Here is a 15,923-nt window from a genome sequence, read left to right as displayed (position 1 = left end):
AATCACCTTATATTATAATTATTTTCAAGTAATTACTCAAAAATTTCTGCATATGATTTCCAAAATTCTTTTCTTGCTTTTTCCCACTCATAACCATGTTTTACTTTAGAGTTATTTCTATTAGGATGAAGAATAGCAGTATTTTTTTGATGTTGATCTTTAGTTAATATGGCATATGTAGAGTTGGACTCTTGTCCCATATGATGAATTTCGTATGAAGCACCTGTATTATCTAGTGGTGCTAAACCATATTTCTTAATTCTTTCGTAATTTGTAATCATTTCACCCTTGTATTTACTTTTATATTGTAAATCAATTTTCTGTATAAGAGCCTTTTTACCATTGACAACTTGTTCAAAATTACCTGCATTTTTATATACTTCATACTCTTTCTCTGAGCCGATATATTTAATTACTTCCGGTGAATACTTTGATTTTTTCTGTATTTGACAATCCTCTTTAAATGCAAATCCTTTTTTAGTAGCATCATATTTGTTTGGTTCTTTTGCAAGAGATTTTCCTTTAAATCCACCTACTACGCTCCCTAAGATTGCACCCCACTTAAATTCCTTACTACCTTCAAGGATTGCACTTTTCAATGACTTATTCATATCACCTGTTTGGACATATGTTACCCCACCTGAAATTACTGTACTGATACCACCGGCAGACAAAGCCATTTTTGTTCCTTCGGATGCTGCTGTTGCAAAAATAATACTGGTTGCACCACCTGTAATAGCTGATACAGTTGCACAAAATAGAATTACCCCTGCTCCAATTGACACATTCTTTATTACTTGTTCATAGGTATCATCATATTTTTCAAACTCTTTCACTACTGTTTTACCGTTATCATCAGCAGTAAAAACATATCTCTTTCCACTAAACTGTTTATCTAGCTGAGAAAGGGTGTATCCAAAATAAATATTTTCCTTTGAATTTTCATTAATTTCATCTATGTATTCTTGAGAAACATATGTTGCCTTTATATCTTCAATATAGTATTCTTTATCACCAAAACTATTTATAAGTGTGGAATAAACTTCATCTTTGTATTGCTCTAAAGATTCAGGATTTTTCATATCACTAAACTTTAGTTTTTCTGAAATTGAAGTTGTAGTGGTTGTTTTGGTTTTACTTTCTTGATTTTTGCCTCCGATTGAACAACCCGTTAGTAAAAAAGCAATAGTAATAATTACTGCAATTATCCTTTTCATATCTAATCCACCCTATCTTTTTTTACCTTGTTTTCATTTTTAGCACATTTCTTTTTTCTATGAATTTTCACAATTATAAAAACAATTATGAGTACCACCAAAACAGAAATTGCAATAATTATAATAATGTTTTTGTTAAGTGACTCATTTTGGTCATTGGATTTTATTTTAGAATTCTTTGAAACATATTTAATTGTACCGTCAGAATTAATGGTATTACCTTTATCCATTTGTTTCTTTAATTCTTTTAAAGATAACTGTGTTGTTGCATATGCTTTCAATAAATCATCAGTACCTACATAAATAACCTTTGTGGTTGTTTGGCTTGTATATCTATTTTTTGCAGTAATAGTATATACACCCTCATCAGTATATGTATCACCATCAGCACCCGGTTTATTAAAACGAGTATCCTCAACCAATTTGTCACCATTTTTATTGAGAATTTGTTTCTTTACATCAATGTCAAGATATCTTGATTTTGCAAAGTCAAGGTAAAATCCTTTTTCAGAAAAAGCCTTATTACCTAATTCATTCTTTGTAGAAACTTCTCTTGGGAATATCATACAATTACCGTTTCTTACTGAAAAGTTAAATGCAATTTTATAATCATAGGCGGATTGTTTCCAAAACTCCCACCAACTATCACCGATATCTATTTGATAATCCAAAGTAACTTCATAGTCACCTTCCTCACAAAGTTGGATTGTTGTATCGGCACCGTTTTTTACACCTTTAAGATAATCTTTGTATAATACAGGCTTATGTTTTTTACCTTGATAATCTGTGTATCTTGTGATAAGCATACCTTTTCCAAAATAGGTTCTTTCTATACCGAACTCCTCGTCATAACCACCATTATCTTCAGAAATAGTCAATCCGTCTTTTCCGTTTAACTTTGAAATATCTTGAGCCAAACTAAACGATAAAGTAACCTTATCTCCTGCATTTTTTAAGAATATAGGATTTTTAGTATTTTCATCAATAGCTCTGGTAAAACCACTTACATAAAAGTTGCCTAATTCCCAGCCAAAATGAGGATTGTCCTTTTCTATTTTTTCATTTAGAGAATAGCCCTCTGAATGACCTACATATACCGTTTCTCCTAAATATTTTCTTGTACTTGATGTAGTGTTAGATGTTGTTTCTTCAGCATTAGCAACATAACACACACTAAAAATATTCATCAAAATAAATACAATAGTAAAAACACTAATTAGTCTTTTTCTCATAATTCTACCCCTATATTACAAAATATTTACTTTTATTATAATAAATTTTACATAAAATTACAACTATATTAATATATTTTTTATGATTTATTACCACTGACAAAAATAGAAATTCAATGGTTAAAGTATTGTGTTAACAACTCTAAGGCAAAGTTATTTTTAGAAGAAAATCAACTTTCTAAGCTGAAAGAAATTTTTACTGTTGAAGAAAATGATTTACCTATAAGCAGTATAAATTACTATGACAAATTTAAAAGTCATAACGAAATTGCAGATACTGACATTTACATTGACAATTTCAAAAAGATAGTTAAAGCTTTTACTGATGAGAAAGTCGTAAAAATCAATTATAAGTCAGTAAACAATTCGACAAGGCTAGTAAACATTGGTTTGTTAGAATATTCTAACAAAGATGACAAGTTCAGAATTTATTGCAAAAAGGAAAATTCAGTTTCTGTTTATAACCTTGAAAAAATAAATTCTGTAGAAATTCTCAGTGACAGTTATGACAGAAATTTGGCTGAGAAAAACATCAAAAATTACATTCTTAATCAGCGTAAAGAAATAACATTAGAATTTACTAATGTGAAAAATATTCCTGACAGATTGCTAACAGAATTTACACCATGGGAAAAGCTATGTACCAGACTTGATGATAGGTACAATGTAACAATAAAATATGATAAACCGGATTCACTTGAAATCGTTACAAGGCTACTTCCTTACGGTAAAAATATTAAAATACTTAAGGATACAGGAAATGTAAAAGCAGAATTAGAAAATAGAATTAAAAAACAACTTTCTATGTAACAGAAAAGGCATTTGTGAAAATTCACAAATGCCTTATTTTTATTATATATATGATTATCTATATCCTTTTTCTTTCATATAATTAACGATAGTATCTACATTATGTCTTTCATAATCGTTAAATTGTGAGTCATCAAAATGACCGGGCTTTATTGAAGGTACATACCAATCCTTAGAATTAAAATACTGCTGAATACTTGTGGTATTAAACATTAAACCATATCTTGCATAAATCTCATTTAATGCAAGAGTTAATTCTTCCTTACTCATACCTTCAATTTCACTTTCTGAAATATATTCAGTATCTGAGTCAGGAAGTATATAATCACCGTTATAATAAGTATCTTCATCCGAACCTAATGAAACATACAGTGTAACCATTTCACCATCTCTAACTGTTTCACCACTAGGAATACTTTGGCTAGATACAACACCTTCAGAATATATGTTATTATTTTCCTCCTCATATCTAATAGAAATATTTTGTTGTCTTAAAATTCTACTAGCCTCTTCTTTCCTCAATCCAACAACATTTGGCATTATCTTTGATACTGTTGCCTCTGTTGTAGGTTCTGTTGTTTGAGTTGTAGCAGTTGTTTCGGTAACAGTTGATGTTACTGTTTCCGATGCAGAGGTATCGGAATTACTGTCTTTGTCATTAAAGAAAATTAGAAATACGCAAACACATATTGCTATAACGGCTATAGCACTAACCACAATAACTGTGATTAACAAGTTTTTATTATTTTTAGGTGGTTTAGGATAATTATTCTGTGGATTTTCATATGATACATTTTTATTAAAATCATCATAATAATCGAAGCTTGAATTATCTTCTAAATTTGACTTGTTAATAGTTCCGTAATTCATATCACTATCAAAGCCCAAATCCTTATCCAGATCAAATTTTGCATTATCAGCTTGATTATTCTCTACACTGGTATTATCCTTTAGCTTGTTTCCACAACCTTCACAAAAATATGCATTATCATCATTTTCATAACCGCATTTTGGACACTTCATAACAATTTACCTCCCATTCGTATAATAAAATTATACATAATTCTAACATTTTATTCAAGTATATACATAATAATTATCTCAAATTACAATATTAGTAAAGTTTTTAAAATTATTATAGAAAGATTTATCTGGAATAAAATTCTTCCATAGTTTCAAGGCAGATACCGGCTAATTTACCTTTAGGAGAAAAAGCACCACAATCAAGTGCGATATGATTATTACCCATAAAAATATAACCCGGCAATGTATTTTCTTTTATACGCTGAGTTGGTGTATGACCGGTTACTAAAATCTTGTTACTGAAATATTCTTTGCTATAGTCAGGTCTATCCCAAACTAATTCTTCTAATGAATAATCGGCAATAGGTTTTTCAACTGAAAAATTTCCTAGTCCTCCATGTACCAACAAATAATCAACACCATTAACACTCAGTTCAACATAAGGCTTAAACTTTTCTACATAATCCAAAATCTTATTTCTTTCATCTAAAGACAATTCAGAAAGTTCACATAATGTAGACTCGGCACCATTATTAAGCCAATCTAAAATGTTTAAACAATTATTCTCTATAAATTTCTTAGAAAGATTACCTAGATTATTTATCATTTCTCTATTCTTCAGCATCATTAACTCATGATTTCCCATAAGACAAGTACAGTTAGGCAAACCCATAAGTAACTGCAATGATTTGATAGGATATTCACCTTTATCCACAACATCACCCATTACATATAGCCAATCCTTAGAAGAAAAATCCATTGTATTTAATAATTCTAAAAGCTGATTAAATTCTCCGTGAATATCTCCGACAACATATGTACTCATTTAACTCCACCTTTTTAAATTAATTTTAGAGAGTATCAAACCCCTTGCAAAACAAGGGGTTCAACACAATTTCAGATATTATTTTTATAAATTTATTTTACTACAATCTTACACTTTGCAGACTTTTTACTACCGTCTTTTGCAGTAACTGTAATATAGCAAGTGCCTTTTTTCTTTGCAGTTACTTTACCTTTGCTATTAACTGTAGCAATTTTAGAATTTGAGGACTTCCAAGAAACTGCTTTATTATTTGCATTCTTTGGATAAACAGTAGCTTTTAGTGTAACTGTTTTCTGCTTTGAGCTACCCTTTACTTTTAGGTTAGCTGATTTTCTGTTAAGTTTAACAGATGTTACAGGTTGCTTTAATGTTACCTTAACAGTAGCGTATTTATTGCTACCATCAAGTGCCATAACTTTAACTGTTGCAGTGCCTCTACCCTTTGCAGTAATTTTACCACTTTGGTTTACTGTTGCTACTTTAGCATTAGAACTTGTCCACTTTAATTTTTTATTTGTTGCATTAGTTGGAGTTACTGTTGCTTTTACAGTTGTACTTCTGCCATTTAATAGTGTAACAGAATTCTTACTTACTTCAACTTTAGTAACTTTCTTTACAGTTGGTTTTGTAGTGGTAGGTTCGGTCTTTGATTTAACATTCACAACAAAACTCTTTCTATAGTTATGATATGATACTGTTACAATTTTCTTACCTGCTGTAGAAAAATCATAATTTAAATAATAATCTTTTGTTTCTTCTAAAGAACCATCTGCGTATTGAATGTAAACTTCAATATCCGATGAATCAATCTCATCATCTACATAATAATCGGTTCTGTCAGGTGATAATGAAACCAAAATTTCATCAATATCTTTTGGTTCAACATAAACCATAAAATGTCCTTTTTGACCTCTACAAGTAACCTCAATAATTTTCTCACCGACAGTAGAAAAATCATAGTCACCTATTGAGTAATCATAAACATTACCAAATGTACCATCTGCATAATCAGCTATTACATCCATACCGTCAATGTCCAGATCTTCACCTACAACATAAGTTAATTTTTCAGGTGGATAAACAGTTATTCCCTTAATTTGTTTTGACAATATAGTAATTTCAAATGTATCAGTAAAACCACCATACTTAATAGTTACAGTGTTCTTTCCCACTTCATATCTAGGTTCTGCTACAATATAACCATCATGATTATCTTCATCGTAAAAAGCACTATTAAGTACAACTTTACGATTACCACTATATATAGCCACAACTTCTATTCCCTTTGTAATTATATCAGAGTCAAGTTCTTCGCCCTCATAATATGTAGTTTTGCTAGGTAATTTAGTGATTTTTATACCTAGTAACACACTTTTCACTTCTACTGTACAATAAGTACATAAAAGTGTAGTTTCCCCCGGATTTTGTACTGAAATTTTGATTTTAGCAGTACCTTCATCAACACCATATACTGTACCATTATTGTCAACAGTAGCAATATTAGTGTCACTTGAACTCCAAGTAATTTTAGCATCAGGAGACAAATTTTCAAAAGTAGCATTAAGTTGGATTGTACCACCTATGTTAACCGTATCTTTTCTTTTATCAAGTTTGACATTAACATCTTTAGTTTCATATACTGAACCTTTTACTGTATCCCATTTACCGTCACTATGTAAATAGTACCATTCACCACCATAAACTTTAGAACTTAATGATTCATCCTCAATATCATTAGGAACATAAATCATATTATTCATTGAATCAAGTCCATCCGGATAAGTCATAGATTCATTAGGGCCATAACCTTCTAAGCCAATTGTTACTGTCTGACAAACTTTGCCATAATTTGGTGGTAATTCTTCATCCTCAGATTTTTGTCCTAGGTCAATACCATTATTAAATAGAATTACATTTACATCTTCAGCAACATCAATATAATAAACTTTTGAACCATCATCAGTATCAATAGTAGTTGGTCTCATTTCATAGGAATTTTGCCAATCAACACAACTATCTTCACCATCCCACCAATATGCACAAGCAGTTGCATTGCTAAATGTACGCCATTCTTTTGGCATAGCAAAGTAAAATCTTTTAGATTTATTCTTTATAGGTCCTGTATAAGTTCCACCTAAATTAGTCACATACTTTGTTTCTGTGTTTTCAGTAGAATTACTATTTGTTTCTACTGCTGAGGCTATCGGTAATGTGGTGAAAACACTAACTACCATAACAACAGAAAGTAGAATTGATATTAATTTTTTACTCATTTTCATTTTTCCTCCTAAATAAATTTTTATTTTACTGTTATACATAAAGTATACTAACATCTTCCGTACAATAATTATAAACTTTATAAGTTGTAATTTAAAGAAAAAATCTACGACACTAAAAATACACACTACTAATTAATGTTGTAATTTACAACATTAAAAACACCTATGAGGTTAAAATTCTCATAGGTGCTTTATAGACTTTATTTATAGTTATTAATTATTTTGTAGTGTCAGTATTTGTATTGGGTTTATCATCAATTTTTGTATGAGATTTACCCCAATAATCAACTATATTTATTTTGTTACAACCGTTATAAACATTGAACATTAGATTTTCATACACATTCATAGTATTTACTTCAATATATTTTCCGTAATAAACCAAGCTACCACCAACTTGTTTTGTGCTGATTTTGTTAAAAATATTATTACACACAGTAACATAATTATATCGTGGCAAAACAACTGCATGACCTAGTGTATTAACAAAAATATTATTATAAATTGTTATACGATTGCAAATTTTTACTTTTGTAGAATGATTACCGATTGCCCTCATAACATTTTCAAATCGGCAAAATTCTATTGTAACATCCTTACTAACTGTATCATCATTGGACATTTTAATTGTAGGCAAAGCAAAGGCTGTACCGTTATTTGTATTGGAAAAATCAGGTTCAATCTGAATTACCTCATAGTTAAATAAAGGATTACCGTAATATTCGGGATTTTTCTCTTTTCTATTGCCACAGTTTTCTCTGGTATATCTTCTGTTGGTGTTTCTATTTATATACAGTAAATTGTAAAACTTAGAGTCTGAAACAGTAACATTCCTTGCACCGGTAATCTGGAATACATGACCGTTATATCTACCGTTTTTTACTGCAATATGGTCCACAACAACATTTGAACAATGAGCCATATAGAAAAATCCGTTTATATAGTGATTGATAGTACCATCAGATTTATCAGTACAATCAACTGTCATATTCTTTACAGTAATATTGCTTGAACCACTATACTTAACTGTATTACTGTCTAAATCATCAAAATTAATCATAAATGGATTGTCATTAGTTTTTGTGATAATACAACCACTACCATCAAAAGTTGTATTGCCAAAAATTCTATAATATCCATTTGTATATAAATTAGTTTTAGGTAAAGTTATATACAGTTTGTATTTCTTTTCAGTTAACCTATTTAATTCAAATAATTCTTGAATATAGTACTGTCCTATTCTTCTTTTACTGTTGTCATAAACGACCTTACCGGATTTATCCTTTCTACCGATAATATAATAATAACAATTTCTCTCAGCTTTCACCTTATCATTTGAAGGTGTTTTACCGATTTGAACATATTTTTCATTAACTACCTTATTCTTTTTATCCTTAAGAATAGCCTTTATTACTGCACTTTTCTTATCAGTCCATATATGAGAATTATCTGTAGAAAAAGAAGCTAATTTAATAAAATTGCACTTACATTCACAAGCTGATATACCTTGAAACTTACAATGCACTTCACTTTCATCTTGTGAATTTTCATCTTTAATCATACATTTTTCACAACTTTTATCACATTTACAAATAGCATAAGATAGTGTTGGATAATATCTTCCTGCACCTTTAACCGATAATATATTAGATGAGAAAAGCATTATTGTAGTCAACAATAAGTTGAAAAAAGAAATTGCAATTTTTCTTTTACCTTTTAACAATTACATCATTTTCCTTCTATATAATATTCAAAAATCTATCGTTAGACTTATTGTTTATTATACCACAATTTTATTGTTACTACAATATTTTGCATTTATGCAAAGGCATTATTTTCTAGGCTTTATGTACAAAATCATATATCCACTACAAAAGTAAATAAAGCGTGATCAGGATAACCTACAGGTATGTTCAATTTAGTAACATTTCTTTCTATAGTGGATTTTTTAGGATACACATTGCAGTGATTAATAAAATCCCAACTATATGATAAGTTTGTAATGCCTTCCATGTTAGAAATACAAAAGTCTAATGCATTCATACCCTTAATTATGTGTTTGTCTTTTTCTGTAAAGAAATAGCTGTAATTATTAATAAAGTTTTCAGTATTATATAAACTTCTGTTATGTCTTGGTTGGTAGGTACGGAAATTTGCAGGTAAAAATTTTTCTATATTACTTGAAATAACATTAAAATCACCAACAACAATAATATCTTCATCAACAATTTTCGCTAAATAGCGTTTTATTGCTTCCATCTGCAAACGATAATCTTCACCGTACAAATTCCTTATACCGATAATATTAAAAATTTTGCCATCTTTTCTTTTAAATTTTACATGGAGAAAATTAGGATGTATCTCTCCTACATTTAATGGGATATTTTTATTAACCTCAACAACTTCATTAATTAAATCTTCCTTAATAGTAATTAATTCTTCATTCTTCTTTTTTAAAGGAGAATTCGTAAATACTCTATAGCCAATATTTTGAAGTTTCTTTTCAAATTCAATATTTTGCTTGTACTCTACTAAGACGATTATATCATAAAAATAATTTTTTATTTCCAAAGTTTCTTCAATAATATATGGGAATTTTTCTACCACATTTGCCATCATATGGATGTTCCACTCTGCTACCTTTATCATCTGTGGACTCCAAACTGCTTTTTCCATAATAGTAATACTCCTTATCAACAATAATTTAAAAATTATGAAAATCTTTCTTGATAGTAATTATACCCCATACAATATGTAAAAGTCACGAAGTAAGATGCAACATCAAAATTCACACTCAAATACAAATGTTGTAAATGTCAACATAAACTTATAGTTTCTTTGCGTTATTCTTTAAATCTTTTTTGATTTTATTAGACTCATTCTTAATAGTCTCCATAAGCAAGGAATACATTATATCCCTTAATCTACCAACAGATACTTCAATTCTCTTTTCTTTCTCAAAGAAATCATAGGCTATATCAGAGATAAAATCTATTATTAAAGCATACTGTTCATTCTGAGAAAAAGCAGAAAAATCTTCACATAAATTGTATATGCAATTTTTTCCTTCTTCTAGGAAATTGCTTTCTACAAATTCTTCAGAATTAAAATTCTCAGAAAGAATTTTCTTACACAAAAACTTAGTAAAATTAGTCTTTGTCATTTCTGTAGGGAACTCTGAAAAATAAAACTCATCAAAATATTTTTTCAGGTTCTTAAGAAATTTGTTTGTGAAAATAGTCTTAACAGCACCATCAATAACATTATTAACCACTAATTGTTGTGTACGGTTTGCAAGTTCTTCAAAGGAATTACTTGTCAGAAAATTATTAATTAAGAACCAATAGTTCTCATTATTATTTATAGCTTCAACACTTTCTTTGGATATATTCTTGATAAATTTATCAAGGAAAGCTCCATAACTGCTGCAATCTCTGAGAGTTTCTACCGTTCTTTCGGATGTGTTAAGTAAAGTAGCTATCTTATCTGTTTCTTCAGATATTACTCCTTTTCTCTCAAAAAAATAAGACATATCACATTTGTAAAAGTTACACAAGTCAACAAGCATAACTAAGCTTGGCAATGTTCTTTTTTTGTCATTTAAATTTTCCCAAGTGGCAACAGTTTCCCTAGCAACAATTAAGCCTGTTTTCTGTTTAAAATCATCAACAAACCCTTGTTGTGTAAGGCCTTTACTATTTCTCAATTTCTTAAGTTTTTCCTTAATATCATCAACATCATAAACATAATCAGTCATTATTTCACAAACCTTTCATTGTTAAATTGATGAATTCATTATAACACAAGCCTTACATTTTGTAAACAATATCATCATATGCTGCTATAACATTACAATATCATTATCAAAATGTTGAAGTTATCAACATAAGTGATATTATAAAAACTCTCTTTGCATTTTCACAAAGAGAGTTACTTTTTAAATATACTTACTTTTGAGAACAGAAAGGCAAAATGAAGAACCACAAAGAAAAATCTTTGTGGTTCTTGGAAGGTAAACAAAATATTTGTAGAAATCTATATATTAACGAATTCTTGTGTGAGAATAAAACCTAGGAATCCAATCATAAGCTTCATCATATATTTCTTGCCATTCTTTTGTTGGGTATTTTTCACCTTTCTCAACATATGCTTGATTGTTTTTCACAAAAATATAACAACAAGCTTTTTCTTTATCATAAGGATCAAAAATATAAGTGTTGCTATGATATTTCTTTCGTTCTGTAGCAGTCAATTTGGCAAGGCTTAATAAATTTCCTGTTCCTCCCTTTTTTCTTGTTTTAGGTTCATAGAAATTAATTACATTATCACCGATATATTCATATCCCCAACATTTTGGAACATTCAACTTCATTTGTCCAAAATTAACTACTTCGCCCTGATAATCAGAATTATCTTTAGTTATTTCTTTTTGTAATGTATTTGATATTAACATAAATGGAAATTTACTATTATTATAATTTCGTCTAAAAACAGCTTTTTTCTCATAGTAAAACTTTGTCCCTGAAACCAATTTACCACCGGCACATTTATACGATACTGTAATATTGTTTCTATCATCACTATATTCAACATTTTCAATATCACATATTTTTTTAGGGTTACTTACTTCTCCTTTATAATTAAAATTAAGATAATCATCAGCTATGTTAAAATTAAGATAGTTAAGAGAATCATTCTCTATATTAATATTATCTGAAAAAGTTTTACCAAACGCATTTTTTGCAACTTCTCTTGCTGTTGACAATGGTAACTTATAATCAAAAGTAGGTCTTGCACCATCATTCTTTGCAACTTTAGCAGAAGGAAAAAGTTCAATTCCCTCTGTATAATTCTGAGATAATTCATAATAATTACTAAATAAAAGCATCATTTCTTCATCAGTAAGTTTGCTAAAATCTGTTGTAGTACTTGAGGTAGATTGTGAATTAGCATAAACAAGAACTGTTTTTAAATATGATATTTCATCTTCTGTCATTCCAAAATAAGTCCTTTTAGGAATCGAAGGTGTAGTTGTTGAGGTATTCTTATTTGATGAAGGTATTGTTAAATTATAGTTATTATTGCTTGGTAATGTTTCATTATTTTTTGGTAATGTAAAAGGATTATTTGTTGTAATATTATTCTGAGGATTAACAACATTAATAGGATTCACTGTTGCTATATTTTCAGGTTCCGTTATTTTCTCACTTGTAGGTATCGTTGTTTGGTTTGTTGATGACATTTGCGAACTAGAAGGGAATACTTGTTTTATAGATGTTGCTTGTGAAGAAAAATACACTTTTCTATCACTTGGCTTCTTTTCCAATGTTCTAAATTGTTTAGGTCTAATTTCACCATAAACTAAACTAACACCTAATAATCCACTAAAAGCTACCAAAATAGCAGTTACAATACTAATCATTGCTTTTAGTGAAAGTTTATTTGTCGTTAACCCTATTATAGATGAAATATTTGATGCAGTTATACCTAAAGCATTTGACATATATGTAAAGAAATCCAGTGGTAGCATACCATTTAGTGTATAGCCTTTTTTCTTTAGTCTTTCTGCTTCTCTCTTTAATTTTATTTCACCTAAACGAACTCTTGACTTAACAGTGTTTTCAGAGCAACCCAATATCTCTGCTATTTCTCTAAATTTCTTTTCTTCAATTTTATTTAATATAAGGGCAGTCCTTTGGTTATCAGATAATTTTGAAACTAACTGTTTGTATAAATTTATATTTTCGTTTGATTCTGCTATATTTTCCGGTAAAACACTTTGAGCGCTATTCACATCATCCGTTGAATATTCAAAATTTTCACCCATATATACCGGTTTATTTTTCTTGATTAAATCTTTTGCTTTATTTTCTGCAACTGTACTTACCCATGATATAAATTCATTAGGCTTTTTTATTGTATCTATTTTTTCTATTGTTTTAACAAAAACATCCTCTGCTATATCCTCAGCATCATGATGATTTTTTAAGATACTGTAGGCCTTTTTATAAGAAATATTTTTTATGTTTTTATACAATAGAACTGTTGCTTCATCATCACCATTTTTTACTTTTTCAAGTAATTCTTTCGTACACTTAAATTTTTCTTCAATCATACTAATCCCTTATATTTTATAATTCAATATTTCAACAATGGTACTTATCATTGTATACCATTTGTCCTATTTTTTCAATTATCTAATGCATTTATGAAAATTATTTTATTTTTTAATAATAAAACTTTTCGCACATTGTAAAATGAAATTGCAATTTAGGTAATAAAACTTTTTTGGTATTTTTACAGTTTGCTTTTAGATAAATAATAAAAGCCAAATAGTTTTTTAGCTTTACTATATTGCTATAATTTCATTCTTACATAATATAGACGAATGAAGGCTCCAAAAAGTTCACTTTTTTTCAAAAATTTTTCAAAATTTTTGTAGAAAAAAATCCCCTTGCTATAAAACAAGGGGATATTCTCTATTAGGTTTTTATTTTCACTATAGTTTTACTTAACTACAATCTTACACTTTGCTGACTTTTTACTACCATCTTTTGCAGTAGCTGTAATATAGCAAGTGCCTTTTTTCTTAGCAGTTACTTTACCTTTGCTATTAACTGTAGCAATTTTTGTATTTGATGTTGTCCATTTAACTGCTTTATTATTTGCATTCTTTGGATTAACAGTAGCTTTTAGGGTTACAGTTTTCTGCTTTGCATTACCCTTTACTTTTAGGTTAGCTGACTTTCTGTTTAGTTTAACAGATGTTACAGGTTGCTTTACTGTTACCTTAATAGTAGCATATTTTTTACTACCGTCTAGTGCCATAACTTTAATAGTTGCAACACCTTTACCCTTTGCAGTAATTTTACCTTGTGAATTTACTACTGCTACCTTTGAATTAGAAGTTGTCCACTTTAGCTTTTTGTTACTTGCATTAGATGGACTTACTGTTGCCTTTACAGTTGTAGTCCTACCCTTTACTAATACAACAGACTTTTTATTTACAGTTACCTTAGCAACTTTCTTTACTGTTGGTTTTGTTGTATCTGTTTCTTTATCTGAATACACTCCACCACCGGCAACTAGGATTTTACCTTCATTAATCATTTTCTTAAATGTTACCTTTATCTCAGCTAATCTATCCTTATGACTTCTAGCTGTTGATTGGTCACTATAAGAATCTTTATTTGGATAATCAGGATATTCCTTATCCCACTTGTTGATAATGTCATAAGGTGATGTACCCTTAGGGATAAACTCACCTTGTATTGTACCCACTGATGTAATCTGTAGTGGAATACCGTACTTCTTAGAATTATTAGTCCATGTAGCCGGATAATACAAAGTTTTGGAATCTATACTATTTTCAATTATCTTTTCATTACCGACAACAGAAATTGTATCACCAATACAATCAGTATTAAACATTATTGGACAAGTTTCATTATTAATATTATCACAAAACATAATAGAATACTGAGTATCAGGCTTTAATCCATCTGAAAGGGTTTTACTATAGTATAGTTTATTTAAATCATAATAAAGTTTACCGTCAGCATCTTCTTCAAGCTTTTCAGCTTTCATCATCCAATAATAAAAAGGCATACCAACTGAATTTTCATAAATATGAGCGAAATAAATATTGCCTTCCCAATCAGGCTTTTCAAAATATATTTTTCCACTATCTTTATAAACAGTTACATCAAAAGTAGCTGACAACTCCTTACACTTAACTGTAATAGTATTGTTACCCAGAGTAAGCTTATCAGTACCCTCTAATGTATAATTATTTATTGTTACTATATTATTATTGGTATCAGTAGCTTCAACATTTAATCCATCAGAATTAAATGTTTCTCCCTCAATATAAATTGTCTTTTTTGGTAATGAAACAACCTTTAAATCAACATAGTTAGGTGTAACTTTAGTAGTTTCTCTAGTAGTTGCATCATCACTAATTTTGAAATCATCAACAATTGCTTCACCATTAAGTCCTGTTACTATTTCGGGACTATTTTTAATAGTAAAGGTACCATGTTGTAAAACTTTAAATGTTGCTTTACAAAGTCTTACATCTTTATATTTTGTTTTGTAACCACTAATATTGCTTCCGGCATAATAAACATAACCCTCAATATCAGTATTTATCATAATACCATCTGTACCATCCTTGCCTATATCAGGCATTGAGAAACTTTCAAGTTGTAATCCACTCTTATCATACTCTAATTGACCTTGAAAATTTTCCCAATCGTAATTAGAATTAATATAATAAGTATATGTTACCGTATCAGTTACCCTAGCACCTATGCCATTAATCCATACATAATCATCATCTGTTGATGATATTGCTGAAACTGATATTCCACCAAAAGTTGAACATATCATAAGTATAGATAGTAATATGCTAAAAAACTTCTTACCTTTCATGCAAAATCCTCCATTTACTAATTATGGTTATATTTTACCATATAGAAAGTTTATAATCTATTATGATAGTTTACAAATTGTTTATTTATCCGTTGTGCAACTT

General features: G+C 29.1%; 11 protein-coding genes. 1 reads left to right on the top strand and 10 read right to left on the bottom strand.

Annotated elements, in window-relative coordinates; translation table 11 throughout:
* Positions 1-32: 32 nt before the first annotated feature.
* On the bottom strand, positions 33-1,217 hold the full coding sequence (locus tag E5Z56_RS07535) for an HNH/ENDO VII family nuclease (RefSeq protein WP_138157260.1): 1,185 nt from the start codon (positions 1,215-1,217) through the stop codon (positions 33-35).
* A gap of 2 nt (positions 1,218-1,219) precedes the next feature.
* Positions 1,220-2,449 (bottom strand): hypothetical protein, encoded by a 1,230-nt coding sequence (locus tag E5Z56_RS07530; RefSeq protein ID WP_138157259.1) that lies wholly within the window; start codon positions 2,447-2,449, stop codon positions 1,220-1,222.
* Positions 2,450-2,839: 390 nt separating this feature from the next.
* Between E5Z56_RS07530 and E5Z56_RS12325 the strand changes: the two genes are divergently transcribed.
* Positions 2,840-3,259 (top strand): hypothetical protein, encoded by a 420-nt coding sequence (locus E5Z56_RS12325; RefSeq protein ID WP_456300119.1) that lies wholly within the window; start codon positions 2,840-2,842, stop codon positions 3,257-3,259.
* Between the two features lie 54 nt (positions 3,260-3,313).
* Here the strand turns inward: E5Z56_RS12325 and E5Z56_RS07520 are convergent, their stop codons facing one another.
* The 8 genes from E5Z56_RS07520 to E5Z56_RS07485 all read right to left on the bottom strand — a co-directional run bounded on the left by E5Z56_RS07520 (position 3,314) and on the right by E5Z56_RS07485 (position 15,820).
* Positions 3,314-4,282: a YARHG domain-containing protein gene (locus E5Z56_RS07520; protein WP_138157257.1), complete on the bottom strand. Its 969-nt coding sequence runs from the start codon at positions 4,280-4,282 to the stop codon at positions 3,314-3,316.
* 124 nt (positions 4,283-4,406) lie between these two features.
* The gene (locus tag E5Z56_RS07515) at positions 4,407-5,108 is read right to left on the bottom strand and encodes a metallophosphoesterase (protein WP_138157256.1); all 702 of its coding nucleotides are present in this window, start codon (positions 5,106-5,108) and stop codon (positions 4,407-4,409) included.
* Between the two features lie 92 nt (positions 5,109-5,200).
* On the bottom strand, positions 5,201-7,381 hold the full coding sequence (locus E5Z56_RS07510) for an Ig-like domain-containing protein (RefSeq protein WP_175405418.1): 2,181 nt from the start codon (positions 7,379-7,381) through the stop codon (positions 5,201-5,203).
* Between the two features lie 223 nt (positions 7,382-7,604).
* A complete protein-coding gene (locus tag E5Z56_RS07505; protein WP_175405417.1) occupies positions 7,605-8,948 on the bottom strand; it encodes a hypothetical protein in 1,344 nt (447 codons plus the stop codon).
* Between the two features lie 296 nt (positions 8,949-9,244).
* Positions 9,245-10,063, bottom strand: coding sequence for an endonuclease/exonuclease/phosphatase family protein (locus tag E5Z56_RS07500; RefSeq protein ID WP_138157253.1), 819 nt, complete (start codon positions 10,061-10,063; stop codon positions 9,245-9,247).
* 151 nt (positions 10,064-10,214) lie between these two features.
* Positions 10,215-11,144, bottom strand: a complete 930-nt coding sequence (locus E5Z56_RS07495; protein ID WP_138157252.1) for a helix-turn-helix transcriptional regulator — start codon at positions 11,142-11,144, stop codon at positions 10,215-10,217.
* Between the two features lie 285 nt (positions 11,145-11,429).
* The gene (locus E5Z56_RS07490; RefSeq protein WP_138157251.1) at positions 11,430-13,502 is read right to left on the bottom strand and encodes an RNA polymerase sigma factor; all 2,073 of its coding nucleotides are present in this window, start codon (positions 13,500-13,502) and stop codon (positions 11,430-11,432) included.
* A 392-nt stretch (positions 13,503-13,894) separates the two neighbouring features.
* Complete coding sequence (locus E5Z56_RS07485) at positions 13,895-15,820, bottom strand: Ig-like domain-containing protein (RefSeq protein ID WP_138157250.1); 1,926 nt, start codon at positions 15,818-15,820, stop codon at positions 13,895-13,897.
* Between the last annotated feature and the right edge of the window lie 103 nt (positions 15,821-15,923).

The organism is Ruminococcus bovis, assembly GCF_005601135.1.
GTDB lineage: Bacteria > Bacillota > Clostridia > Oscillospirales > Acutalibacteraceae > Ruminococcoides > Ruminococcoides bovis.
The sequence above is the reverse complement of the archived record's forward strand: the minus strand, read 5'-3'. Positions and strand labels throughout refer to the sequence as shown.

What these genes read in the sequence shown, in the direction of transcription:
- E5Z56_RS07535 (WP_138157260.1), bottom strand. Translation starts at nt 1,217, where the DNA reads ATGAAAAGGATAATTGCAGTAATTATTACTATTGCTTTTTTACTAACG.
- E5Z56_RS07530 (WP_138157259.1), bottom strand. Translation starts at nt 2,449, where the DNA reads ATGAGAAAAAGACTAATTAGTGTTTTTACTATTGTATTTATTTTGATG.
- E5Z56_RS07520 (WP_138157257.1), bottom strand. Translation starts at nt 4,282, where the DNA reads ATGAAGTGTCCAAAATGCGGTTATGAAAATGATGATAATGCATATTTT.
- E5Z56_RS07515 (WP_138157256.1), bottom strand. Translation starts at nt 5,108, where the DNA reads ATGAGTACATATGTTGTCGGAGATATTCACGGAGAATTTAATCAGCTT.
- E5Z56_RS07510 (WP_175405418.1), bottom strand. Translation starts at nt 7,381, where the DNA reads ATGAGTAAAAAATTAATATCAATTCTACTTTCTGTTGTTATGGTAGTT.
- E5Z56_RS07505 (WP_175405417.1), bottom strand. Translation starts at nt 8,948, where the DNA reads ATGATTAAAGATGAAAATTCACAAGATGAAAGTGAAGTGCATTGTAAG.
- E5Z56_RS07500 (WP_138157253.1), bottom strand. Translation starts at nt 10,063, where the DNA reads ATGGAAAAAGCAGTTTGGAGTCCACAGATGATAAAGGTAGCAGAGTGG.
- E5Z56_RS07495 (WP_138157252.1), bottom strand. Translation starts at nt 11,144, where the DNA reads ATGACTGATTATGTTTATGATGTTGATGATATTAAGGAAAAACTTAAG.
- E5Z56_RS07490 (WP_138157251.1), bottom strand. Translation starts at nt 13,502, where the DNA reads ATGATTGAAGAAAAATTTAAGTGTACGAAAGAATTACTTGAAAAAGTA.
- E5Z56_RS07485 (WP_138157250.1), bottom strand. Translation starts at nt 15,820, where the DNA reads ATGAAAGGTAAGAAGTTTTTTAGCATATTACTATCTATACTTATGATA.